Annotated in this window: 18 protein-coding genes; 16 read left to right on the top strand and 2 right to left on the bottom strand. The window is 39.3% G+C overall.

Annotation, left to right across the window (positions count from 1 at the left end; translation table 11 throughout):
* Positions 1–47 precede the first annotated feature (47 nt).
* From GJU43_RS22245 to GJU43_RS22235, 3 genes are all read left to right on the top strand, one after another.
* Positions 48–1,283 (top strand): FAD-binding oxidoreductase, encoded by a 1,236-nt coding sequence (locus GJU43_RS22245; RefSeq protein ID WP_154344099.1) that lies wholly within the window; start codon positions 48–50, stop codon positions 1,281–1,283.
* A 21-nt stretch (positions 1,284–1,304) separates the two neighbouring features.
* Entirely contained in the window at positions 1,305–3,464 is a 2,160-nt protein-coding gene (locus tag GJU43_RS22240; RefSeq protein WP_154344097.1) for a DPP IV N-terminal domain-containing protein, read from the top strand.
* 264 nt (positions 3,465–3,728) lie between these two features.
* Positions 3,729–7,559, top strand: a complete 3,831-nt coding sequence (locus GJU43_RS22235) for a M43 family zinc metalloprotease (RefSeq protein WP_154344095.1) — start codon at positions 3,729–3,731, stop codon at positions 7,557–7,559.
* A 186-nt stretch (positions 7,560–7,745) separates the two neighbouring features.
* On the opposite strand, the gene GJU43_RS22230 is transcribed toward GJU43_RS22235, so the two are convergent.
* Positions 7,746–8,957: a Xaa-Pro peptidase family protein gene (locus tag GJU43_RS22230; protein WP_154344093.1), complete on the bottom strand. Its 1,212-nt coding sequence runs from the start codon at positions 8,955–8,957 to the stop codon at positions 7,746–7,748.
* A 358-nt stretch (positions 8,958–9,315) separates the two neighbouring features.
* Here GJU43_RS22230 and GJU43_RS22225 point away from each other — a divergent pair, with 358 nt between their 5' ends.
* The 9 genes from GJU43_RS22225 (at position 9,316) to GJU43_RS22190 (ending at position 21,290) form a co-directional block, all read left to right on the top strand.
* On the top strand, positions 9,316–9,942 hold the full coding sequence (locus GJU43_RS22225) for a response regulator transcription factor (protein WP_154344091.1): 627 nt from the start codon (positions 9,316–9,318) through the stop codon (positions 9,940–9,942).
* Between the two features lie 173 nt (positions 9,943–10,115).
* Positions 10,116–11,648, top strand: coding sequence for an aspartate aminotransferase family protein (locus tag GJU43_RS22220; RefSeq protein WP_154344089.1), 1,533 nt, complete (start codon positions 10,116–10,118; stop codon positions 11,646–11,648).
* A gap of 8 nt (positions 11,649–11,656) precedes the next feature.
* Entirely contained in the window at positions 11,657–12,988 is a 1,332-nt protein-coding gene (locus tag GJU43_RS22215) for a lysine N(6)-hydroxylase/L-ornithine N(5)-oxygenase family protein (RefSeq protein ID WP_154344087.1), read from the top strand.
* Positions 12,989–12,998: 10 nt separating this feature from the next.
* Positions 12,999–14,099: a heparan-alpha-glucosaminide N-acetyltransferase domain-containing protein gene (locus GJU43_RS22210; protein WP_154344085.1), complete on the top strand. Its 1,101-nt coding sequence runs from the start codon at positions 12,999–13,001 to the stop codon at positions 14,097–14,099.
* Positions 14,100–14,111: 12 nt separating this feature from the next.
* Positions 14,112–16,541 (top strand): GNAT family N-acetyltransferase, encoded by a 2,430-nt coding sequence (locus GJU43_RS22205; protein ID WP_154344083.1) that lies wholly within the window; start codon positions 14,112–14,114, stop codon positions 16,539–16,541.
* A gap of 11 nt (positions 16,542–16,552) precedes the next feature.
* Positions 16,553–17,152 carry a GNAT family N-acetyltransferase gene (locus GJU43_RS23145; RefSeq protein WP_229655116.1) on the top strand — a complete coding sequence of 200 codons (600 nt, stop codon included), beginning with the start codon at positions 16,553–16,555 and terminating at the stop codon, positions 17,150–17,152.
* Positions 17,153–17,164: 12 nt separating this feature from the next.
* A complete protein-coding gene (locus GJU43_RS22200) occupies positions 17,165–18,970 on the top strand; it encodes an IucA/IucC family siderophore biosynthesis protein (protein ID WP_229655115.1) in 1,806 nt (601 codons plus the stop codon).
* Positions 18,971–19,058: 88 nt separating this feature from the next.
* Entirely contained in the window at positions 19,059–20,486 is a 1,428-nt protein-coding gene (locus GJU43_RS22195; RefSeq protein WP_154344081.1) for an MATE family efflux transporter, read from the top strand.
* A gap of 204 nt (positions 20,487–20,690) precedes the next feature.
* Positions 20,691–21,290, top strand: coding sequence for a transposase (locus GJU43_RS22190; protein WP_154344079.1), 600 nt, complete (start codon positions 20,691–20,693; stop codon positions 21,288–21,290).
* Positions 21,291–21,449: 159 nt separating this feature from the next.
* Here GJU43_RS22190 and GJU43_RS22185 read toward each other — a convergent pair whose 3' ends face one another.
* On the bottom strand, positions 21,450–21,920 hold the full coding sequence (locus tag GJU43_RS22185; RefSeq protein ID WP_154344077.1) for a RadC family protein: 471 nt from the start codon (positions 21,918–21,920) through the stop codon (positions 21,450–21,452).
* A 75-nt stretch (positions 21,921–21,995) separates the two neighbouring features.
* On the opposite strand from GJU43_RS22185, the gene GJU43_RS22180 reads away from it, so the two are divergent.
* The 4 genes from GJU43_RS22180 to GJU43_RS22165 all read left to right on the top strand — a co-directional run bounded on the left by GJU43_RS22180 (position 21,996) and on the right by GJU43_RS22165 (position 25,161).
* Positions 21,996–22,322, top strand: coding sequence for a helix-turn-helix domain-containing protein (locus GJU43_RS22180; protein WP_229655114.1), 327 nt, complete (start codon positions 21,996–21,998; stop codon positions 22,320–22,322).
* A 634-nt stretch (positions 22,323–22,956) separates the two neighbouring features.
* Complete coding sequence (locus GJU43_RS22175) at positions 22,957–23,982, top strand: hypothetical protein (RefSeq protein WP_154344075.1); 1,026 nt, start codon at positions 22,957–22,959, stop codon at positions 23,980–23,982.
* An 84-nt stretch (positions 23,983–24,066) separates the two neighbouring features.
* Positions 24,067–24,708 carry a type VI secretion system amidase effector protein Tae4 gene (locus tag GJU43_RS22170; protein WP_154344073.1) on the top strand — a complete coding sequence of 214 codons (642 nt, stop codon included), beginning with the start codon at positions 24,067–24,069 and terminating at the stop codon, positions 24,706–24,708.
* 6 nt (positions 24,709–24,714) lie between these two features.
* Positions 24,715–25,161, top strand: a complete 447-nt coding sequence (locus GJU43_RS22165; RefSeq protein ID WP_154344071.1) for a hypothetical protein — start codon at positions 24,715–24,717, stop codon at positions 25,159–25,161.
* The last annotated feature ends 58 nt before the right edge of the window (positions 25,162–25,219 follow it).

The raw sequence follows: 25,219 nt of genomic DNA, 5'->3' as shown, positions 1-25,219 counted from the left end.
TTAAGAAAGACGGTAAGTCTTGTCAAGGAACTTTTAATTAAAAATCTATGAAAAAAGTAGGGATCGTCGGCGGTGGCATTATCGGTTTATGTTCTGCCTATTATCTGGCTAAAGAAGGGTACGAAGTGAGTGTTTTTGATCAGTCGGCTATGGATGACGGCTGCTCGTACGGAAACGCCGGAATGATTGTCCCTTCTCACATTATACCTTTGGCACAACCCGGTATGATAGCACAGGGCATGAGATGGATGTTTGACAGTCAAAGCCCGTTTTATGTAAAACCGCGTTTCAATGCCGATTTGTTAAAATGGGGATTGCAATTTTACAAACATGCCAACAGAAGTCACGTCGAGAAAGCAATGCCGGCTCTGCATCATCTTTCGATGTTGAGTAAAGAATTGTATCAGGAGTTTGCGAAAGAAAATAATTCCTTTTTTTACGAAGAGAAAGGACTTTTAATGCTTTATAAAAGTGATAAAGTTGCAGAAGAAATGTACCACGAAGGTAAAGAAGCAGAACGTCTGGGCCTTGAAGTTGATTATCTTTCGAAAGCGGAAGTGGCAGCTCTGGAAACCGGAACCAAAACTGATGTGACAGGCGGCGTTCATTATAAAAGTGATGCCCATCTGTATCCGCAAAAATTCATGAAGTTCATCAAAGAAGAATTAATTCGCTTAAAAGTGGAGATTCATCGGCATACAACGGTTAAGGATTTTCATTTTGAAGGAAATAAAATTACTAAGATAGCAACCGATAAAGGCACTTTTGCAACGGATGAAGTGGTATTGGCAGCGGGTTCGTGGAGTCCTGTACTGGCCAGAAAACTAAATATTTCGATCTCGGTTTTGCCCGGAAAAGGATACAGTTTTACATTAAAAGACAGCGATCAAAAACCGGCAATTCCGTCGATTTTGTGTGAAGGAAAAGTAGCGGTAACACCGATGAATAATGACATTCGCTTTGGCGGAACGATGGAAATTACGCATACCGGAGATACTAAAATAAATACCGGCAGACTTCAGGGAATCGTAACCACGATCAATGATTTTTATCCCGACATGCAGGTCGAAATGCCAAAAACAGCAGATACCTGGTTCGGATTCAGGCCTTGTACGCCATCCGGAATGCCGGTTATTACAAGAGATAAAAAAATTGTAAATTTGACACTGGCTACAGGACATGCGATGATGGGATTAAGTCTGGCACCGGCAACCGGTAAAATTGTAACGGAGATTATCGCTGGTAAGACAACTTCTGTAGACACCAAAATGTTTCAACTGTAATTAAGAATAAAAACCACTCCTATGAAAAAGTATTTACTGCTGTTACTCTTTGTTTGTTCTGCTGTTTTTGCACAGCATGATATCGACATCAACAATTTAAAATGGTTACCCGATTCCCATTCGTTCTGGGTAAATCAAAACAACAATGTAGCCGTTTATGATGTGGACAAACTAGACAAACATATCACAATTCTCACGCAGCAACAGTTGTCTGAATCCGGCTTTACCGGAGAAATTGAAGATTTGGTCTGGAATGCCAATAAAACAAAAGTACTGCTGTATACCAATTCAAAAAAGGTATGGAGAGCCAATACCAAAGGAGATTACTGGTTTTTTGATTTAGCGACAGGAAAAGGAAAACAATTAGGAAAAAACCTGGACCCCTCTTCACTGATGTTTGCGAAATTTTCGGGTGACAATGAAAATGTTGCCTATGTTTCCAATCACAACATTTACCTTGAAAATTTAAATACAGGAAAAATAACGCCGTTGACCACAGACGGAACCGATAAAATCATCAACGGAACATTTGACTGGGTGTACGAAGAAGAACTGGCAGCCCGGGACGGATTCAGATGGAGTCCTGATGGCAAAAGTATCGCCTTCTGGCGTGTAGATGCATCAGCAACCAAATTTCATTTGATGATCAACAATACCGATTCTTTGTATCCGGTGGTTGTTCCGGTTGAATATCCAAAAGCAGGAGAGAAACCTTCATCGGTTAAAATAGGAATAATTGACATCGCTTCGTTACAGACCAATTGGCTGAATATTCCCGGAGAACAGGATAACAACTATTTGGTACGAATGAAATGGCTCACGAACCAGTCGGTCATGGTGATTCAGTTAAACCGCAATCAAAATCAGGTTACATTTTACAATTGCGACACAAAATCAGGTACAGCGAAAGCGATTTACAAAGAAGAATCGGCGGCATGGATTGATGTTTTTGACATTTCTTCAGGTGAATACGATGGTTTCCCTTGTCATTTTGTAGATAATGGAAAAGCCTTTCTATGGAGTTCTGATGCAGATGGCTGGATGCACATTTATAAAATCAGCAGTGACGGTAAATCAAAAGAATTAATTACGACAGCCAATTTTGATGCTTATTTTCAGGCCTACAACGATAAGACCAAAACAATTTATTTCAAGGCAAGTCCGACAGATGCGACACAACGTTATTTGTACGAAACCAATCTAAATTCAAAAAAGACCAAAAGAGTAACGCCCGATGTGTTTGACGGTACCAACGAATACAGTTTTTCGACAGATGCGATGTATGCCAAACATACCAATGCAAGTATCAGCAGAGACTATAACACACGATTAATTGCCTTAGCCGGACATAAAAAAATACTGCCGCAGGAAGCCGATTCCTTTCAGGCACCTCAGCGTGATTACACCATGGAGAAATTCAAAGTAACTACGGTAGACGGAATAGAAATGGACGGAATAATGGCAAAACCATTAGACTTTGATTCGTCAAAAAAATACCCGGTATTCTTTTATGTGTACGGAGAACCGATGGCCTCCGTAGCCAATGATGAACCTTATTTTTATCCGTTTATCGCACAGGTAATTCCACAGGGCTATATCGGAATTGCGATGGACAACAGAGGAACTCCTGTAATGAAAGGAACGAAATGGAGAAAGTCCATTTACAAAAACATCGGAATTATCAACACCCGTGACCAGGCCATGGCAGCCAAAGAAATCCTAAAATGGAAATTCGTTGATCCCGACAGAATAGCTGTTCACGGCTGGAGCGGTGGTGGCGCTGTAACTTTAAATTTAATGTTCCAATATCCGGAAATATACAAATCAGGAATAGCAATTTCAGCCGTTACGGACCAGCATTTTTACGACAATATTTATACCGAACGTTATATGGGGATTCCGAGTGAGAACGAAGCGACTTATAGCCTGGCATCTCCTGTAACCCATGCCAAAAATTTAAAAGGAAACCTGTTATACATTCACGGAACAGGTGATGACAACGTACACTATAAAAATGCTGAGGTTTTAATAAATGAACTGATCAAATACGATAAAATGTTCGACCTGATGATCTACCCGAACCGTTCGCACAGTATCTATGAGGGCGAAGGAACGAGTAAGCATTTACTGGATACCTTTGTGAGGTTTATTGAAAAGAATTGTCCTGCCGGAGGGAGGTAGTTTTTTTTAGTCTCAGTCTCAGTGTTCAGTCTCAGTCTCAGTATTCAGTCTCAGTCCCGGTCTCAGTTTTCAGTTTCAGTGTTCAGGTTTCAATTGAGACTGAAAACTGCGACTGTGACTCTCTTCTCGACTGCGACTGAAAACTGCGACTGAATACTAAACACTAAAACAAGCTAACTATATACTAATTCTTACTAAAATAGTATCAGAAAGAAAGAATCTGTAGGGTTAAATTTGGTTATTACTAATTAAAACCAAAAAACCATGAAATTAAAACTACTACTGTTCTTTCTGATTTTCAGTGTATTGAAAGTTAGTGCACAGGGATTACCTTGTCGGACAACCGAAGAAAACGCCAAAGTGTACCGGAATAATCCGGCTTCGCTTCAGGAGAAAAAAGACTTTGATGTATTTAGCAAAAAGTTCGCTTTACAGCGAAAAAACAAAACTTCGAAAGACGCCGCTATTAGCTATACTATTCCGGTGGTATTCCATATTTATGGTGACGTACAAAGCGGTAAAACCGTTACCTATGAAAAAATTGTAAATCATCTGGCACAGCTTAATGATGATTTCAACGGAAGAAATGCCGATTTTCAAACAGTGGAACCCTTTTTCCAGTCGCGAAGAGGAACCATAAACGTAGAATTCAAATTGGCGAAAAAAGATCCTAACGGTGGCTGTACTTCTGGAGTGGTCTTTCATCCCGCCAAAAACGGGTACGGAAACGGGGGAGGTTACGATGACCAGATTGCCGCCGATGCCTGGGACAATACCAAATACATGAATGTTTACATTCAGAATGATTTGTATAATGATGGTGCAACGAACAACTCAGGAGTGGCCTGGTATCCCAATTCCGATATGACGGCAAGTAATACGGCCCGCGTGGTGTTTAATGGCGCTTATCTGTATGACAACTCCTATAGCAAGGAATTCTCGGCAACCTTAACCCATGAGTTTGGTCATTTCCTAAATTTAATCCACACTTTTGAAGGCGGATGCTCGGGAACCGATGAAGTAGACGATACCCCGGCAGAAGATGCCAAGCATACTTTGGCTTGTACGCCGGGAACCAATTGTAGCGGAGATAAAGTGAATTTCGAAAATTATATGGGCTATAACGGTGCTCAGGGCTGTTATAAAATGTATACCCAGGGTCAGATCAGCAGAATGCTCGCTGCTTTGGAACATCCTGCCCGTAAATCTTTATGGCAGGCCCAAAATCTGATTGATACGGGAGTAAATGCAACAGGAAGTGCATTAGTGGCTTCGGTAACATCTTTTAAGGAAACCATTATCAATGACGGTTCTTTTACAGCTTCATCAACCGTAACTTTAAACGGTACCAAAAACTTTGCACTTAGTTCCGGAACACTCACTTCAGGAACACATTTCACACATACATTTCCGGCAGGCATAACACCGGTTCTTACTGTAAATTCAAACAAGCAGCTGACAATAACCCTTACCGGAAAAGCAACGAGTCATGCTTTGGCAAACAATGCTTCAGGCGGAATCACTTTCTTACCTGCAACTTTTGTCGGAGGAACGGCTGATTTGTCCTGTACGGCACTGTTTTTTAATTTTAAATTTTCAGATCCGTACGGAATCTTTTTTGTAGATATGCCGGATGTGACCGTTTCACCGGACTTAACATGGAAATATTTTGAAATTGCCCAAGGAGATGATCCTGCCTTTGGAGGATGGAGATTTGCTGCCAATGCTTTAAAAATCGAAACCTATGCCAAAAGAATGGTATGCGAAAACGGTACCAAAAACATAACGTTGCTGGCAGCCAATACAGCGGTTGGACCTGCAGGCAATCTGACAGCACCTGGCGCATACCCCAATCAGCTTGATTTGCGTACTCCGGCGTATACCAACTGGGACGGAAAAACAGGCTATGCGGGTTTTGAATATTTAATAGATGGTTTACCTTGTTACGGATGGTTTAAGGTTACCGTAAATGCTAACGGAGATGGATATACGATTTCTGAATATGCTTATAATACACAGCCGAATACTCCGATTTATACCGGAATGACCGCTAAAACAGCCGTAGTTTTATCCGAAGTAACTTTATATGAATCGGAAGCAAATGATGGTGGGGTAACCGCAAGTACGACGATTACATTGTCGACAAATAACGGAACATTTACGAAAAGCAGCGGAACATGGAACCCGGGAACACATTACACCATTACAGGAGTTCCGGCAGGTTTAACAGCGGTTCTGACGTTGCAAGGCAATACTAAAACGGTACTTAGCTTTACAGGAAAAGCCAGTGCGCATCTTCCTGCAAATGATACAGCGATAGTTATTACTTTTAAAGATGCTGCGATTACTGGCGGAATTACCACTTTAGACAATGCCTCAAAAACCATCAATCTGAAATTTGATGCACCCTACGGGATATTTTATGTCAATAATACCGATTATGTGGCATCGGCAGCAGCCACCTGGCAATTTTTCAGCTTGGGAATAGGCGATAATACCGACTACGGTGCATGGCAATTTGCAGCAGCCGCTTTGAAAATGGAAACCTATGGAAAAAGATTGGTTGGGGAACCGGGTACCAGAAACATTTCATTTATCCCTGAAGGAACCACTATCGGAGCATCCAGTACTTTTGTTGCTCCCGGAAGTGCATATCCCGATCAGTTAGATTTAAGAACAGCCTCTTATACAGCCTGGGATAATAAAACAGGATATGTGGGGTTTGAATACAAGAGTAGAGGACGGACTTGTTACGGATGGATGCATGTAAAGGTAGAAGCAGGCGGAGTAGGATATACGGTTTTGGATTTTGCCTATAACACCAAACCAAACGAATCCATAAAAGCCGGAATACAAACCACAACTCCCCTTCTGGCACCTTCAGCTTTAACAGCAACAGCAGCAAATTTAGAAGTGCAGCTGAGCTGGGTGAACAATACAACTAATGCCACCAATATAGTGATCGAAAGAGCCGGTGCAGATGCTGTTTTTGCCGAAATCGCCACTTTAGCCAGTACAGCAACTACGTATACCAATACGGGTTTAACGGCAGGTAGTACCTACCAATATAAAATCAGGGCAAAAGCAGCGGCTGTTTATTCGGACTATTCCAATGTCGTTTCGGCTGTTATTCCAAATACGGCTTTGTGTACCGTTCAGGCAGCAAACGGTTATGAATTTATTAATGCGGTAACGGTAGGAAGTTTTACGAATACTTCCGGAAAAGACACCGCTGGTTATACCGACTATTCGTCAAAAGTAATTACGCTGACTCCGAATTCAAGCATAAATATCAGTCTGGTTCCGGGTTTTACAGGCTCTTCATACACGGAATACTGGGGCGTTTGGATTGATTACAACAAAAACAATCAGTTTGAAGCATCCGAAAAAGTGATTGACGGACTCTCCTCAAAAACGACGGTGACAGGAAGTTTTACGCCAATCAACTTTACCGGAACTACCCGCATGCGTGTGGTGATGAAATACAACGCCAATCCAGTGACAGCCTGCGGTAATCTGGGTGATGGAGAAGTGGAAGATTATACAGTCACAGCAGGAACAACAACGCCAATAACATTGCCAACACCGGTAAATCTTTCCAATGCAGGGGTTTACGAATCCGGATTTTATGCGTCATGGGCGACACTTCCCGAAGCTGCATCCTATGAAATCCAGTTAAACAACTCAGGCTGGACAACAGTCGGAACTTCGGTAACGTATTATTTATGGATTCCGAAACAAGGTACCCAAACCGTTTACGAATTCAGGGTAAGGGCCAAAAACGGAACCGCAGTGAGCGAATGGAGCACATCCCATACCATCGATCTGCAGTCCGGTAACCCTGGAGTACAAATGATTGATACCGTTAAATCATTTGCCATGTATCCCAATCCGGCTTCTGATGTGGTCAACTTTAATTTTGGTAATCTTGAGACTTCCAAAGTCAGAATAACGATTTACGACAGTACAGGTAATCTGGTTGGCGCAGTACGCAATACCACTTCCTTCTCCGTAAATTCCCTAAGAAAAGGAGTCTATATGGTAATTGCCACAGACGGAAATTCTACAGAAAAGAAAAAATTATTGGTAGAATAATTCATTTGTTAGTTAAAAGTAAAAGAGACTGTTCCACAAGTTGGGCAGTCTCTTTTTTTTAGTTTGCAGTCTCAGTCTCAGTCTCAGTCTCAGTTTTCAGTTTTCAGTTTTCAGTTTTCAGTTTTCAAATGAGACTGAAAACTGCGACTGCGACTAAAAACTGAAAACTGAAAACCGCGACTTCCTTTAAATACCAAACGGGTTATCAATACTCTCCATAGGCGTTGTAAACCACTTCGGTCCCGATGCCGTCATATAAAAATGATCTTCATGGCGAATTCCGAATTGTCCCGGAATACAGATCATGGGTTCGTTGCTGACCACCATTCCTTCTGCTAAAAGCGTTTGATTTCCGCGCACCAAATACGGGTATTCATGAATGTCCAGTCCGGTTCCATGTCCTACGCGATGCGGTAAGCCCGGAATTTCGTAATCACCGCTTAATCCCGCTTCGGCCAATACTTTTCGCGCAGCATCATCTACAGAACCGCAGGTAGCACCAATCTGGGCGGCATCAAAAGCAGCTTTTTGAGTTGCTTTTTCTAAGTTCCATATTTTTCTGTGATTTTCGGTGGGTGTTCCATACACGTACGTTCGCGTAATATCAGACAAATAGCCTTCCAAACGGCAGCCGGTATCAATTAAAACAATATCGTTGTCTTTCAAAGGCTGAGGGGCAGTAACGCCATGGGGATATTGTGAATCCTCCCCAAAAAGTACAATACAGAAATAAGAACCGGAAGGTATTCCCGCTTTGATATGGGCTTTGTTGATAAAGTCAGTAACCGTTTCTACTTCAATACCCGGATGTAAAATGCGTGCGGCAGCTCTTTGAACCACCATTGTTATTTCTTTTGCCTGTTGGATAATGGCAATTTCAGCGGCGGATTTATGCATTCTGCAGCCCGCAGTTATAGGCTGTGCATTTATAAAATTATAATTCGGATTGGCCTTCACAACATTATCGGCTAAAAAGTAAGAGGCAGATTCATCCAGCGCAATAGTTCCGTTTTGAATGTTTTTCTTTTTTAAAATCGCTCCAAACAATTCATACGGATTTTCATGCTCTTCCCAGAAATTCAGATTTCCTTCCACTTGCAGAAAGGTTTTAAACGTGCCTTCTTCAAATTTAGGAACAATATATTCGATGCTTTCATCTTCAAAAAGCAAGGCGCCTACCATTCTTTCTGAGGCATTCCATCTGGTTCCCGTAAAATAATACAGATTAGTTCCGGCATTGACGTAGATAGCTTTGCAGTCTTGTTTTTTAAGTAGTGCCGTTGCTTTTTTGATGTGTAACTGATATTCAGACAGTGCAATCGGCTGCACATCAAGTGTCATGTTTTGTATCTTGTCTAATTCTATACGTGCGGTTGAACCGCCAACTCCAATTGTCATTTGTTTATTTTTTTAAGTGGTTTAACAGGAAGGATTGTTAGCTTATAATTTTAAGAATAAATTTTAAATCAAAATTAAGCCATTATTTTGGGATTGTTCTATTTTGACTACAACCCGTTAAAATAATATAATTTGGTGCTAATATAGTACAAGTATTTACGTTGGTTGCCCAAAAAAAGGAATAGCAACACCTTCTTTAACCGATTTCGTCACGGTTATTTTTATAAAGGCCTTATTGAATATGTCTTTTTTGTACTTGGTTTCTTTCTTTTATTAACATACGTGTCAATAAATTAATCTAGTAATATGAATTTTATTATCTATTTTTGTTTAGACCAATTCTAAATAAATATCTATAATGAAAAATTTCCTTATCGCTGATTCTGAAAACCTACACATAATCGGACTGAGATATACATTGAAAAAAATTGTAAAAAAGGCAAATTTAACTGTGGTAAGCTCTAAAGATGAGTTGTTTAATCATTTTGAAAAAAACAAGGTAGAGTATCTTATCATAGATCCCAATAATATTTTTTTATTCTACGAAGACGACTTCAAAAACCTCCGTTTAAATTTCCCAAATTGCAAGATTATCATTTTATCCTATTTTAAACACAAACAAACTGTAAACAGTTTCTTAGAGGACGGAATTGATGGTTTTATTTCCAAAGATTGTCAGGAACAGACCATTTTTGATGCCTTATACAAGATTGAAAACGGGGAACGCTACTTCTGCCCGAAAACCCTGCATGTACTTATGGACGTACTGGCTTTGCCAAGTTCAGAGGCCAATCAAAAACTGACTTTCAGGGAAAATGAAATTTTAAAACAAATTGCTAAAGGGAATGATGGGAAAAGCATCGCCTCTCACTTTTTTATCAGTATCCATACTTTTAGAACACATAGGAAAAACATTATGAAAAAAACAGGCAAGCATACCACACCAGAGCTTATTTTATATGCTATTGAGAATAAAGTAATTTAATTTTCGCTCAAATAAATCTAGTTTTAGCGGTTATTTCCTACTATAGATGTAGTAGTCTTTGTACCCCTTTTGAGCAATTCTATTTACTACTGCTGTAGTATTGACTTTATTTTTTATCGGATTTACTTTTGCTGACAACTATTATTCAGAATCAATCTAAATAAATTAAGCAAATGGAAGCAAAGCAGCAGATAAGAACAATTCAGTTAAAGAACTGGTTAGAAACAGACCATCAGAAGCATATCTTTTCTAATACTAAAAAGTCAGTTTCTCTTTATAAAAAGAGTATGAAAAAAGCAATTAAGCTAATTGCGAATCATTTAGAAAACAGGGATACGCCTTTTACAGGAACAAGTATTGCTTCAATCAAAGAAAAAATAGATGACATTGCCCTTGAAGAAAACGCCGAAGGAAAGAGTCTGGATGATGTATTAGCCGAATTGAAAGCTATTTATCTGAATGATTGTATTCATTTTAACGATCCAAAATACATCGCGCATCTCAATTGTCCGATTCTGACGCCTACCTTGGTGGCGGAAGCATTTATCTCTTCTTTAAATTCGTCTATGGATACCTGGGATCAGAGTACCGGAGCCACTTTTATAGAATTGAAACTGGTAGAATGGACGATTGAAAAACTGGGCTATCCACAAAGAGCCGACGGAATTTTTACAAGCGGGGGAACACAGTCCAATATGATGGGATTGCTGTTGGCACGCGACCATTATATAAAAACACATTACGATATTGATCCAAAAATGGACGGACTTCCGGCAGATGCCTCAAAGTTCAGGGTTTTATGTTCTGAAGTAAGTCATTTTAGCTTAAAAAAGAATTTAAGCCTGTTAGGGTTAGGTCAGAATGCAGTGGTTCCGGTGGCCGTTGACACTGATTTTAAAATGAATGTACACGCTCTGAAAAAAGTAATCCAGCAGCAGAAAGATTTGGGAAATATTCCGATTGCCATTGTGGGTACTGCAGGAACTACAGATTTTGGTTCCATAGATCCCTTAACTGAAATCGCGACAATAGCAGCAGAAAACAAGTTGTGGTTTCACGTGGATGCCGCTTACGGTGGAGGATTACTGATCAGTGAAAAATATAAAAATAAACTCGAAGGAATCGAACTTTCTGATTCTGTGACCATCGATTATCACAAAACATTTTACCAGCCCGTAAGTTCCAGCGGCTTTTTTATGAGAGACAAATCGTATGTCGATTATATTAAATACCATGCCGATTACCTGAATTCCAAAGAACAGGAAGAAGAAGGAATTCCGAACATGGTCAAAAAATCGATCCAGACCACCCGCAGGTTCGATGCTTTGAAATTATGGTTTACTTTAAGAATCATTGGTACGAAAGGACTAAGCACCTACATGGAAAAAGCCATCGATAATGCCCTGTTTACTGCAAATTTACTACGAAACAGAGACGATTTCGAATTGATCCATCATCCGGAAATCAGCACCATTGTATTTCGTTACACGCCCTGGAAAGCAGACGAAAGATCCTTCTGCGGCTTAAACAGTTACATTCGAAAAGCCATTTTCAACGAAGGGAAAGCCATTATCACCAGTACCAAAGTCTACAACGAAGTATTCCTAAAATTCACCTTGCTAAACCCGCTTACCACTCCTGCCGATATCGAAGAAATTATTGCTTTAATTGTTGCTCACGGCCAGGAATATTCATTGATAAATTAATACCCATTATGGAAAATAAAATATACGACTTTATAGCTGTTGGTGTTGGACCTTTTAATCTGGGCTTAGCCTGCCTGACCGCACCCATTGAAAACCTTGACGGTTTATTCTTTGATAAAAACGATTCCTTTAACTGGCATCCGGGAATGCTGTTGCAGGATACCACACTGCAGATTCCTTTTCTGGCAGATTTGGTAACACTTGCCGATCCGACAAGCCCGTTTAGTTTTCTGAATTATATCAAAGAACAAGGCAAAATGTACTCGTTTTACATTCGCGAAAACTTTTTAGTATTGCGAAACGAATACAATCAGTATTGCCAATGGGCGATTCAAAAACTGCCGAATGTATTTTTCAATACCGAAGTATCAACGATCGAATACGATGAAAATCAGTCGGTCTACATTGTAAAAACGATTTGTACGAAAACCAATACCGTTACCTTCTACCAAACCAGAAAACTGGTGTTAGGAACAGGAACAGCGCCTCATATCCCGAAATCCTGCAAATCCCTTAAAGGAAAAGCAGTGCATTCTTCCGGATATCTTCAGAACAAAGCTGCGCTTCAGCAACAAAAATCAATCACGGTATTGGGAAGCGGACAAAGTGCTGCCGAAGTATTCAATGATTTACTGCAGGAAATCGATGTTTACGGCTACCAGTTGAACTGGATTACGCGTTCGTCCCGTTTTTTCCCGATGGATTACAGCAAACTTACGTTAGAAATGACGTCTCCGGAATATGTGGATTATTTCTACAGTCTTCCACCCCAAAAAAGAGATTCCCTGCTTAAAGACCAGAAACTGCTTTACAAAGGAATCAATAAAGACCTCATCGGGACCATTTTCGATACCATTTACACTAAAAAAGTAGTGACAGAAATTGATGTGAATCTAAGAACCAATGCAGCCTGCATCAAAGCAGATTACGACGAGGAAAAACAGTCCTTTGAATTGGAATTGCATCAGGCCGAACAGGATAAAAAATACCGACACACTACTGATGCATTGGTTCTGGCAACGGGTTACGGATACGAATTGCCCCGTTTTATAGAAGGAATTTCATCGAGAATCCAATGGGATGAAAAAGGACGTTTTGATGCCAACAGAAATTACAGTATTGACAAAAATGGAGGTGAAATTTTTGTTCAGAATGCCGAACTGCACACGCACGGATTTGTGACACCCGACTTAGGAATGGCCTGTTATCGCAATTCTTATATCATCAAAGAAATCACGGGTACAGAACATTACAAAGTAGAAACCAAAATTGCGTTTCAGGAATTTGGCGTTGCCGTATCTGAAGCGATTGAATCGAATGTATTTGAAGAAATTTCATAAGTAGAAAACGATGGAAACACAACAAAAAAAGAGAATTTTAGCTATTGATATTGCCAGGGGAATGAGTGTGATTTTTATGATGATGATTCATACCATGTTGATTTACGGCACGATTCCGACACAAACCCATACCATTTTGGGAGAAATTACCTTGTGGCTGGGCAGGGGAACAACGATGTTTTTGGTAAGCATGGGAATTTCGTTTGTATTATCAAGAAGACAAAGTTTTCAGAAAGTATGCAAAAGAGGTTTATACATTTTAGGAATTGGGTACGGAATGAACTTCCTGAAATTCCTCGTGCCCGAATTCCTGTTTGGCGGACTGCCGGAAGCTTTTGTGAGCGCTTATGGATTGCAATCGGGAACACTGCAAACCGGAATATTCTTTTTGCTTTTAGGAGACATTCTGCAACTGGCCGGTGTAACGCTGTTTATTATGGGAATTATCAACCATTTCAGTAAAAGCAAATACGTTCCGTTAATCTTGGCTTTAATCATAATTGCAATTTCAAAAGAAGTCAGTGGTTTTAGGGTTGGAATTGTGGGATTAGACTATATCTGCGACTTGTTTTTCAGTAACCAGTTTAATGTTTATTTCCCTGTTTTCCCGTGGAGTGCCTTTATTCTGTTAGGCATGTTTTTAGGAAGATGGTACAAGGAATTAGAGGAAAACCAAACCGTATTTTTTAAGAAAATGTTAGTGCTCGGTTTTGTTTTTATAGCCATTGGCGGTGTATTGAATTTTACCAATTACGAATATCACTTTGGCGATTACTATCATTTAGGACCGGGCGGAAGCATTTTATTGCTGGGTGCTACAATGGTTTTTTTCTGGCTGATCAATTTTGTCGTGAATTTGTTTAGAGAAGACAACCCTGTTTTTAAAGGACTTATTTTCTGCAGTAAAAATGTAACCAGTTTGTATGTCATTCAATGGGTACTCATCAATTGGGGCATGTATGTGATTGGTTTTTGGGAACACGACCAAATCACGGTTTTAGGTTTATTTCCTGTAGTGATAGGGCTGAGCATTTCGATTCAGATTCTTTACAATTCTGTTCGTTCTCAATGGCGTGAAAAATGGTCTGCAGCACCATTATCAATTAACTAAAACAACAGAGAAATGAATTTATACAATGGAAAACCGGTTATAAAAGGATCGCTGAATCCCATTTATACAATCACGATTCCGGAATTCGGCACTATCGATTTTCGTCCGTTACAGCTGGATCTCGATACGGAAATTATCCACGACTGGGTCAATCGCGATTACGCACAATATTGGGGCATGCAGGGAAAATCGGTCGAAGAAGTCCGTACCGAATATGAAAAACTAAGCAGTGAATCCGATATTTTTATCGGACTGGTCAATGGCGAAGTTTCCTTTTTACTCGAACGTTACAATCCAAAACTGGACATTATAGGCAATTATTACCCCGTTCAGGACTACGATTGCGGGATGCACGTTATCGTGGCACCCTGTACCAAATACATTCCGCAGTTTACGTGGCATATTTTCTCGGGGATCATGAAGTTCATTTTCAGTGACCTGAAAGTACAGCGTATTCTGGTGGAACCCGATATTCGAAACAAAAAAATGTTCGAAATCTGCCACAGGGTTGGTTTTGTAGATTCAGAAGTAGTGCAGTTACCGCATAAAACGGCTTTGCTGGCTTTCTGTAACCGGGATCAGTTCATCAAAAAAACAAATTTATTTAACCTCAATTATATTGAAATGAATAACGAAAATCAAATAGAATTTCCGGAAAATGCTATTGCACACATTCAGCCCGAAGTATGGGAAAAAGCCAATCGGTTATTGGTTAAAAAAGCGATTTGTGAGTTTTCGCATGAGTCTTTAATTACACCAATTCAGGAAGAAAGTGATGAAACGGGAAATCAATATGCGCTGGTATCCGAGAATGGCAAAACCGTGTACCGTTTTACGGCACAATTGCTGGCTTTAAATCATTTGAATATTGAGGTGCATTCTATTTCAAAAACCCAAAATGGGGAAACAGCCGTTTTAGATGCTGTCGAATTTATTCAGGAATTCAAAAGCAACTTAGGCATTTCAGAGCAGTTATTGCCTTCATACATCGAAGAAATCATCAGCACTTTATACGGAAGCGCCTATAAATTATTAAAAGAAAATTCCACTTCCAAATCGCTTGCCAATTCTGATTTCCAGACCATCGAACAGTCCATGATGGAAGGTCATCCCGGATTTGTGGCGAACAACGGGCGCATCGGTTACAACAGCATGGATTATAAAGCCTATGCACCCGAAACAGGAAATCCGTTTAAAATGATCTGGCTGGCCGGTCACCGCGACAGAACGGTATATGCAGGAACAAAAAAACTGGATTACGATACGCTGATCCAACAGGAATTGGGAACCGAAACACTGGCACATTTCAACGCAATTATCGCGAAAAAAGGAGTAAATCCGAAAGAGTATTTCTTTATTCCAGTCCATCCGTGGCAATGGTTCAATAAACTGGCGAATTTATTTTCACCGGAAATTGCCAAAGGAAAACTAATTTGTGTAGGGTATGGTCCGGATTTGTATCAGGCACAACAGTCAATCCGCACTTTGTTTAATTTAAGCAATCCTAAAAAGTTTTATACCAAAACCTCTCTTTCGATACTGAACATGGGATTCATGCGTGGTTTGCCCGTGTTTTATCTGGGTACCGCGCCTGAAATGGCCGAATGGTTAGAAGCCTTATTAAGCAAAGACGAATACCTGCAAAAATTGGGCTTCGGGATGCTGGGCGAAGTGGCTTCGGTTAGTTATATCAATCCTTATTTTGAGGAATTCGGAAAACACAATCCGTACAACAAAATGATCGCTTCCTTATGGAGGGAAAGCCCCGTTGCCAAGCTCGAAAACGACGAACAGCTGATGACCATGGCCGCTTTTTTACACCTGGATAAAGACGGAAACGCATTGGTTTCAGAAATTATAAAAGCATCCGGCCTGTCGGTCGATAATTGGCTGACGGAATATTTCAAAGTGTATCTAAGCCCTTTACTGCACTGTTTTTACCAATACGATCTGGTATTTATGCCACATGGTGAAAATCTTATTTTGGGATTGGAAAATCATGTTCCGGTGCGTTCTTTCATGAAAGATATTACCGAAGAAGCCGTGATCCTGAACCCGGATGTTGTGATTCCGAAAAATATTGAAAGAATTTACGCAGAAGTGCCGGAAGAGGTCAAATTGCTTTCTGTTTTCATAGATGTTTTTGACGGATTTTTCCGTTTCCTGTCGGCTATTTTAGTGAGCAGCGACGGTTATGACGAAAAACGTTTTTGGGAATTGGTAGCCGATTGTATTTCGGATTATCAGGAGGCAAATCCGCAGCTGTCTTCCAAATTCGAACAATATGATTTGTTTGCCGATGAATTTCAATTGTCCTGCCTGAACCGCCTGCAGCTGAACAACAACAAGACCATGATCGATTTGGATGATCCTGTGGCTTTGTTGCAATTTCAGGGAAAACTGCAAAATCCGATTGCTCCGTATAAAAAAATAACAGCTTAATTCCGCAACAGATGACTGATACCATACTAACGCATCCTGAAAATAAAGCCGTTACCGATATTGTTTTTGTAAAAACGATTCCCGGTTTGGGTGTTTTTGAGCTTCGTCCGATAGATCTGGAAGCCGATATTCCGCTGCTGCACAACTGGGTCAATCGCGACTATGCGGTGTACTGGGGCATGAACGGATTTTCGGTGCAGGAAGTATACGATTCGTACCGTAAAATTCTCGAAAAGACCGATGTGTATATGGGGATTTTCAATGGTACTGTTTCTTTTCTCTTAGAATGTTATAATCCGGAAGAAGACAGTATCGGCGATTATTACAAAGTAGAAAAAGGAGACCGGGGCATGCACATTCTCGTAGCGCCTTTCGAAAAAACGATCAACAATTTTACCTGGTCGATTTTTACCGTGATCCTTGATTTTATTTTTTGTGATGCCAACAACCAGCGCGTCGTGGTAGAACCGGATGCGCGCAATCATAAAATTCATTTGCTGAATAAAAAAGCAGGATTTGTTTTCCAGACCCTGCTGGATCTTCCGCATAAAAAAGCGCATCTCGAATTTTGTACACGCGAAGACTATTACAAGGCTTTACAGTCGATTTAAATTAAAAATAAAATGGAAATACCCACTAAAAGTATTGCACATATCACCAAAAAGAACTGGGACAAAGCCAATGTACTTTTGCTAAAGAAAACGATAGGCGAATTTGCACACGAATTGTTGATTCTTCCAACCCTGAAGAGCGGAAATACATACAGTTTGTTTTCTCCTGACATCACCTTCGAATATACCTTTGAGGCTTCTGTTCTGGCATTAAACCATTGGTCGGTTTCGGCTGATTCCATTCAAAAGAAAACAAAAGACGGAGAAGAAATGCCGTTGCGCTTATTGGAATTTCTCATTGAATTTAAAGACGTTTTAGGAATCGAAGAGAAGCTTTTGCCGACCTATTTAGAAGAGATTACCAGCACTTTATACAGCACCGCTTATAAAATTGATACAGAAAAATATTCAGCTGAAGTATTAGTAAATCAGGGTTACCAGGTGATCGAGCACGCCATGACCGAAGGACATCCTTGCTTTATAGCCAACAGCGGAAAAAACGGTTTTAATATCGATGATTTTGCGCAGTTTTCGCCCGAAGCCAATGCGCCAATGCAGTTGTTATGGCTGGCCGGACACAAGAGCAGGGCGACTTTCTCCGGAATTGAAACTTTGGATTATAAAAAAGTACTGGCTCAGGAATTGCCTTCGGAAACCATTACTTCTTTTGAAAATGTAATGGAGTCGAAAGGTTTAAACAGTGAGAAATATTACTTTTTCCCGGTGCATCCGTGGCAATGGTTCAATAAACTGGCGCTTATTTTTGTCCCCGATATTGCCGAAGGCCATTTGGTTTGCCTTGGCTACGGAAAAGACAATTACTCGGCACAGCAGTCGATCCGAACGTTTTTTAATACCAGTGCTCCCGAGAAATTTTATGTCAAAACCGCCCTTTCGGTTATCAATATGGGCTTTATGCGCGGTTTGTCCCCGTATTATATGGAAAGCACGCCAACCATTACAGAATGGGTGGCCGATGTGGTAGAAAACGATGCCTATTTACAGCAAAAAGGATTTACTTTATTAGGCGAAGTGGCCACCATTGGCTACCGAAATTTCCTGTACGAACCACTCGGACGAAGTCTGCCACACAACAAAATGCTGGCCGCTTTATGGCGCGAAAGCCCCATTCCGAAATTGTCCAAAGGCCAGCAAATCATGACCATGGCGGCCTTACTGCATGTTGATCAGGCCGGGAATTCTTTGGTGTGCGAATTGATCAAAGCCTCTGGGATTACTGCAAAATCATGGATTAAAAGTTATCTGAATGCATACCTTTCGCCTTTACTGCATTGTTTTTACGAACACGAAATGGTTTTCATGCCACACGGCGAAAACCTGATTTTAGTGTTCGAAAATCATGTTCCCGTAAAGGCCATCATGAAAGATATTACCGAGGAAGTAATGGTTTTTAATACCAAAAGGGAACTTCCCGAAAAAGCAAAACGCATTCAGATTGACATGAACGAACCTTTGAAGATTTTGTGTCTGTTTAATGATGTCTTTCAGTTTTATTTCCGGTTTCTGTCGGCCATATTATCAGAATCGCAAACCCTTCCGGAAAATGATTTTTGGGAGGAAGTCGCCAATTGTATCCACGAATACCAGGAAACACATCCACATTTGGAAGAGCAGTTTAAAAAATACAATCTGTTTGTTCCCGAATTTGATTCCTGCTGCCTGAACCGCCTGCAATTACGAAACAACAAGCAAATGCTCGACTTGGCTTCACCCATAGAAAGCCTTCAGTTTGTGGGGAAACTAAAAAATCCGATTTCGGCATTCATACCCAAAGACAAACTTTCGGTGGCACTTTAAGGGGGCTAAAAGGTTTGTTTTAACTGGTTTTCTTTCCGGATTCAGATCCGGGAAGAAAGCTGTATTTTATAGAATTAAAAAAAGAATTATGTTATATCTCACAAGGTCGGTAAAGCCAATTCGCGGTACGTTGGATCGTTTGTCTGAAGTTTTGAAAAAGGCGGAATCATTTGATTTTACGTCCGGAAGCATCAAAAAAGCCATTATCATCCTGTCGGTTCCGATGGTGTTGGAAATGGTCATGGAATCGGTATTTGCGTTGGTCGATTTGTATTTCGTGGGACATTTAGCAGAAAGCAACCACGCCATTCAGATTGTAGGGCTGACCGAATCGTTATTCGCGATTATTTATTCGATCGCCATCGGAATCAGTATTGCCACCACTGCCATTGTAGCCCGTCGCATTGGGGAAAAAGAAGCAACCGAAGCCGCAAAATCGGGCGTTCAGGCCATCGTAATCGCCATCTTGATTAATTTACTCATCAGTATTCCGGGTTTTATTTATGCTAAAGAAATACTGCAAATAATGGGCGCTTCGGCATCATCTATCGTTTATGGTGCCATCTATACCCGAATTATGATTGCCGGAAGTGTAGTGGTCATGCTGATCTTTTTGATTAACGGAATCTTCCGCGGTGCCGGAAATGCCATCATCGCCATGAAAAGTTTATGGATTGCCAATATTTCGAATATTATTCTTTGTCCGATCTTAATAAATGGTTTGTGGTTTATTCCGCCCATGGGAATCATGGGAGCCGCCATTGCCACCACAGCCGGAAGAGCGATTGGAGTGGTCTATCAGTGTTATTTTCTCTTTTACGGAAAAGGGATTCTAAAAATAAAAGGAAGCTATTTTATTCCGCATATCAAACTAATTAAAGCCATTATAAAACTCGCCACACCCGGAGTTTTGCAATATGTAATCGCTTCCTGCAGCTGGATTTTCCTCGCCAATCTTGTCGCCACCACCGGAGGTGCTTATGCGTCGTCAGGGTATCAGACCGCGATCCGGATTATGATGTTTTTTATCCTGCCCGCCTGGGGGCTCAGTAATGCTGCCGCAACATTGGTCGGTCAGAACCTCGGAGCCAAAAAAGTAGACCGGGCCGAAAAATCGGTTTATAAAACAGCCAAATACAACATGCTTTTTATGGGGTTTATCATGCTCATTTGCTTTTTTAGCGCCCATTACCTGATTTCCTTTTTTACAGACGATTCAGAAATTGTAAAAATAGCTGTCAATGCCCTGCAGATTATGAGTATCGGCTTTATTTTTTATGGTTTGGGAATGGTTTTAAACAACACATTCAACGGGGCAGGAGATACCTGGACCCCAACATGGATTAACATTTTCGGTTTCTGGATTTTCCAGATTCCGTTTGCGTATCTTTTGGTTCATTACTATAAATTAGGGCCATTGGGCGTTTTTATAGCCATTCCGATAGCAGAAACTATTATTACGGTTTTGAGTGTGATTGTTTACAGAAAGGGGAATTGGAAGCGGATCGCGATTTGAAATTAATAAGCAACAGTAATATTGTGCTCATTCACGTAAGAGCTCTCCTGAAAAGCTGCGCAAATGTCTCTGACTTTGCGTAATTTTTTTTATTTCTTATAAATTGTAAACGTGTCAAAAGTCTCCTGACTTTTACGCTCAGGTTTTTTAAATACAAATTAAAATAAAATAAAATTTATTTTTGTCAGAAAAATAAATATAAAAATGAAGGAAGGATATGTTATTAGAGACCAAAATTTACCACATTTTATCACTTCAACAGTAGTTGACTGGATTGATGTTTTTTCACGACAAACGTATCGGGATATAGTTATTGAGAGTTTTGATTATTGCATTAAAAATAAAGGAATGATTTTATATGGTTATGTTATTATGAGTAACCATATTCATTTAATTGTACAGTCTGAAGATGGAAGATTATCAGATTTAATAAGGGATTTTAAAAAATATATAGCAAAAAATATTCTTGAAAAAATTCAAAATAGCAACGAAAGCCGAAGAGATTGGATGCTAGAACGTTTCAAATTAGCTGCTCAAAGTCATCAGAGAAACAAAGAGTATCAGTTTTGGCAATACGGAAATCATGCTGAGGAAATCTATAGCAATACATTTATGTGGTCAAAATTAGATTACATACATTTAAATCCTGTTAGGGCTGGGCTTGTAACAAAAGCTTCAGATTATATTTATTCCAGTGCCAGCAATTATGTTAATGATTGTGGATTGTTAGCAATTGAAAAAGCAGATAATCCTGTGGTGGACGTTTTAGATTCTAAATCGTTTACAAAATATAATTTGCATTAAAATTTAGTTTAAAGTCAGAGACTTTTATGACGTTTTCGTTTTTTGATGGGATTTGTATAAAGGCGCAAAGTCAGAGACCTTTGCGCAGCGTTAAGAATGAACACTTATGAGGAGCAGTGGAACTGGAAGCGGATAGCCATTTGAAAATAATCAACAGCACTAAAGTTTACCGTGATCTGCAAAAGAATAATAATTTTCAGGGCTAATAATCAAATGATCGATCACCTCGATATTGAGCATAGCACCCGCTTCTTTTATTTTTCGGGTAATCAGGGTATCACTATGTGACGGAATGGTTTTGCCCGATGGATGATTGTGAACCATAATAAGCCCGGATGCATTGGCTTTGAGTGCCGCAGAAAACAATAACCGAAGGTCAACAAAAGTTTGTGATATGCCTCCCGAAGAGACTTCGTAAACACCCAGTACTCTGTTGGATTGGTTTAGCAGGAGAATCTTAAACTGTTCGAAAAATTCGATTGTGTCCGGATTCCAGTTTTTTACAGCCAGTTCATACGCTGCCTCCGAAGAGGTGATATGCGGGCGTTCTGAAGCTTTTACTTTGGTTTTGTAAATGAGTTCTATTTCTGATGCGATTTTCCAGTCGGGCTTTTCTTTTTTGGTTTTCATGGGTTGAATGCTATGCTATTTTTTTTATGACCAGTAGTTTTGTTCTATAATCTTTATCCTTTAAAAAGAAAGTATTTGTCAAAGATAAAAAATATCATTTGTAATCCAAGTGGATTACAGAATATAATTAAAAAATATCAAAATTGCAGTATGGGAGAATTGACAACAGAAGATATTATACTACAAAAAAAAATTGCAGAGAGAATTGAGTTTTTAAGATTAAAAACAGGACTTTCTCAAACTGATTTTGCACAAAAAAATCATATAGATAGACAAGTAATTAATAGATGGGAAAGTGTAAAAAATGCTAGGGGAGTTACAGTATATTCAATTCAAAAGTTTTGCAAAATGGTTAATATAACGCTCAAGGATTTTTTTGACGACGATTCTTTTAATCTTTAAATTGTCCAAGTTTCGAATTTTCGCTCTATGGTATCATTAGGAGAGTTCTTTAAAAATTTATAAGAATTTCACTTTTTATATCGTTTGCAAACTATCCCTGTGAAGTAGTTTTTACTTTTAAGGGATATTTTTTTACTGTAATTCTGCCAGTTTGGCATTTGTTTTTCTTTCGTCATTTCTCCGTCACGTTACCGTCACCGCTCCGTCACCGCTCCGTCGCTCCTATACGTGAACTTTATCGTAGATTTTTGGTAGATTTGGCCTTTTTTTGTCATATTGTCAGATATTTCTTTTTTTTATTTATGATTTTATGTATTGCTGCAATCGGTTTTTTTCAGAAGTAGTAAAATCATTCCTTATTGTTTTTTCGCAATAAAGCATTTCTTAAAAGTTTACTTTTTTAAGCTTAAAATGATAAAATTCAGAGTCTTTTTTCTACAGATATCAAATATAACCCTACACTTATCAAACGGTTTTTTTAGTATGGGATTTATTTTTTAGGTTAGTAAAAAATGATTGTTGTGGTATCGTAATCAAGCTCTTAGCGGAAGAATTTTCGGCAGGAGTACACTTAAATTTCGAGGTTAGCATTCCGCATCATCTTCATAGAAATATTAACTAACAATTTAGGATTATGAAAAAGATTAAATTAGGTATTGTTTCTCTTTCCCTTTTAGTATTGTTTTCGAATTGTAATGAAGAAACATTCGATGAGCCAAAACAGTCCACTCCTGCCACAGCATTATTATCGGGCATAAAACAAGAAGATGTAACCCTCGATGACATTAAAAAGGATTATTATTTAGGCGCGGTTTTGCACAATGCATCAAAAAAACTGCAACAAAATAAAAGCTCCAAAAATCCGAATCCGGAGCTATTCAATCTGAATTTATCCAATGCCGTAAAAAAGTTTGTCTTAAGAGATTATGTCTCTTATACAATACCAATCCTCAATGATTCTGAAAGCAGATATGTTTTTCAAAATTTGGTTATTGAAAAAGATAAATTAAGGGACGCAGTCTATTTGGTGACGTATTATCCTGATGAAAATTATCAGGAATCTATTAAACAAGGATTAGTTGCTGCTAATGACAACATTGATTTTACAGGAAGTAAAAAAATGGAGTATTTATATTATAAACGAAAAGTAAATATTGATGAAAGAATTACAATTAATAGTACAAATAAAAAAGTTGCAGAAGCAGGTTTTGATGATGAAATAGACGAACCTTTAACTATTTGTGTAGAAACATACCAACCTAAAACCTGTACGGCAGGAGGAAATCATCAGCCGGGAGAACCGTGCAATGGCAGTTCCGGTCAGCAGCCCGGATGGATTGTTTCTGTAAGCTGCACCAATATCCCTTCGCCGCTTCCTCCTCCGATTGGTCCTGGGCCGGGATCTGTGTGTTCCGGTTGTGCAGAACCGGGAGGTCTCAATAGAGGCGGAGGCAATTATTTTCCGAAGGGCAGCGACAACCCCAATTGGGCACCAAAATACATCTGTGTTAAACAAGGAGCTAATGGGGGATGTGCTAAAACGGCACCCTACATTCCAATTCTAACAATTCCTATGGATGATCCCCATAACTATTATGCTTCGGTTTTGAGTCGTGATAAAGTAGATTTACTGCTGGGATTCGACTATAAAGAAGCTTGAAAAAGCATTGATTATTATTTAAAAAACAATAAAACACCAAAGGGCGGTTATAGTCCCGAAACCAAAGTTTTTGTAAATTGGGCATTGGATTATTTTAAAAATAACCCAACTACAACCTTTAAAGATTTTGACAATTGGTTTATGGGAATCCAGGAAGGGAGTGATGGAGGAGATCCGTTTGATATACATGATTACGACGGGGTTCAGGTGCAGAAGCAAAAGCTTCCGGGAAGAAATGCTTTTTATAATGCCTTTCCAAAAAACGGGACAGCGGGTATGGAAAGCAGTGAGGTGTATAAGTTGGTCGGAGGACATATGTTTCAGGAGAATATGGATCCAAGCTCTAACTATCAAAATGCATGTGCCATACGGGTGTCAAGAGGATTAAATTATTCGGGAAAACCGATACCCGTATTTAGAAATAAAAACGGTCAGCAAAAAAGTGAAAAAGGAAGCGATGGCTTAAATTATATTTTAGATGCAAGCAGCTTATTGGCCTATATGTTAAAGGCCTATTCAGATACGCCACCGCTGCATTTAAAAAATAAAACAGCGCAAGAATATGAGAAGGCTTTAAATGGCAAATGGGGTATCTATATTATGGTTCCTAAAGCTGACGGAACTTTTACAGCTTCGGGTCATGCGGATTTTTTTAGCCAGAGCGGCTGCCTTTCGGCTTGCTATTTTAATAAAGCAGCAGAAATCTATTTTTGGGAATTAAAATAATTATTTATGAATGCTAAAATCTTACTACTGCTACTAACCGCTTTTTTCTTAAGCTGTAACTCTTATGAAAAATTAGGTGATTTTAAATACAGAACAACTATTAAAAAAACCTTTATTGACGATTTTGGTGGTTTAATTATGTCTGTAAAAGTGTATCACAGTCCTACAAAAGATACAGTGTTGTTTGGATACAAATTTAAAACCCAGAAACTTGATTTTGAAACGGAAAAGGATACCAATTATACCGCTGGAAAGTTTACGTATGATCCTGTAAACAAAACAATAACAACTACTGAAATTTTTATAAACGGATATGAACGTTATCAAGAGATAGATTCAATTATTAGGGTATATATTCAGGAAAAAGACGGGAGTATATTTTTTAAAAAATATATTGAATATAAAGATGGGGTAGGTATAGATTATAAAAAAGGAACTGGATCAAGTAAATAAGTTTAAATCTCAAAAAAACTATTAGACAATCATCTGGTCGCAATACTAAAAGGATAAC

The sequence above is a fragment of the Flavobacterium sp. LC2016-23 genome (assembly GCF_009674775.1).
Lineage (GTDB): Bacteria > Bacteroidota > Bacteroidia > Flavobacteriales > Flavobacteriaceae > Flavobacterium.
The sequence above is the reverse complement of the archived record's forward strand: the minus strand, read 5'-3'. Positions and strand labels throughout refer to the sequence as shown.

Excerpts from the sequence above, each read along its gene's own strand:
- GJU43_RS22175 (WP_154344075.1), top strand. The coding sequence starts at position 22,957 with ATGAAAAAGATTAAATTAGGTATTGTTTCTCTTTCCCTTTTAGTATTG.
- GJU43_RS22165 (WP_154344071.1), top strand. The coding sequence starts at position 24,715 with ATGAATGCTAAAATCTTACTACTGCTACTAACCGCTTTTTTCTTAAGC.
- GJU43_RS22185 (WP_154344077.1), bottom strand. The coding sequence starts at position 21,920 with ATGAAAACCAAAAAAGAAAAGCCCGACTGGAAAATCGCATCAGAAATA.
- GJU43_RS22190 (WP_154344079.1), top strand. The coding sequence starts at position 20,691 with ATGAAGGAAGGATATGTTATTAGAGACCAAAATTTACCACATTTTATC.
- GJU43_RS22215 (WP_154344087.1), top strand. The coding sequence starts at position 11,657 with ATGGAAAATAAAATATACGACTTTATAGCTGTTGGTGTTGGACCTTTT.
- GJU43_RS22230 (WP_154344093.1), bottom strand. The coding sequence starts at position 8,957 with ATGACAATTGGAGTTGGCGGTTCAACCGCACGTATAGAATTAGACAAG.
- GJU43_RS22245 (WP_154344099.1), top strand. The coding sequence starts at position 48 with ATGAAAAAAGTAGGGATCGTCGGCGGTGGCATTATCGGTTTATGTTCT.
- GJU43_RS22210 (WP_154344085.1), top strand. The coding sequence starts at position 12,999 with ATGGAAACACAACAAAAAAAGAGAATTTTAGCTATTGATATTGCCAGG.
- GJU43_RS22200 (WP_229655115.1), top strand. The coding sequence starts at position 17,165 with ATGGAAATACCCACTAAAAGTATTGCACATATCACCAAAAAGAACTGG.
- GJU43_RS22195 (WP_154344081.1), top strand. The coding sequence starts at position 19,059 with ATGTTATATCTCACAAGGTCGGTAAAGCCAATTCGCGGTACGTTGGAT.
- GJU43_RS22220 (WP_154344089.1), top strand. The coding sequence starts at position 10,116 with ATGGAAGCAAAGCAGCAGATAAGAACAATTCAGTTAAAGAACTGGTTA.
- GJU43_RS22225 (WP_154344091.1), top strand. The coding sequence starts at position 9,316 with ATGAAAAATTTCCTTATCGCTGATTCTGAAAACCTACACATAATCGGA.
- GJU43_RS23145 (WP_229655116.1), top strand. The coding sequence starts at position 16,553 with ATGACTGATACCATACTAACGCATCCTGAAAATAAAGCCGTTACCGAT.
- GJU43_RS22235 (WP_154344095.1), top strand. The coding sequence starts at position 3,729 with ATGAAATTAAAACTACTACTGTTCTTTCTGATTTTCAGTGTATTGAAA.
- GJU43_RS22240 (WP_154344097.1), top strand. The coding sequence starts at position 1,305 with ATGAAAAAGTATTTACTGCTGTTACTCTTTGTTTGTTCTGCTGTTTTT.
- GJU43_RS22205 (WP_154344083.1), top strand. The coding sequence starts at position 14,112 with ATGAATTTATACAATGGAAAACCGGTTATAAAAGGATCGCTGAATCCC.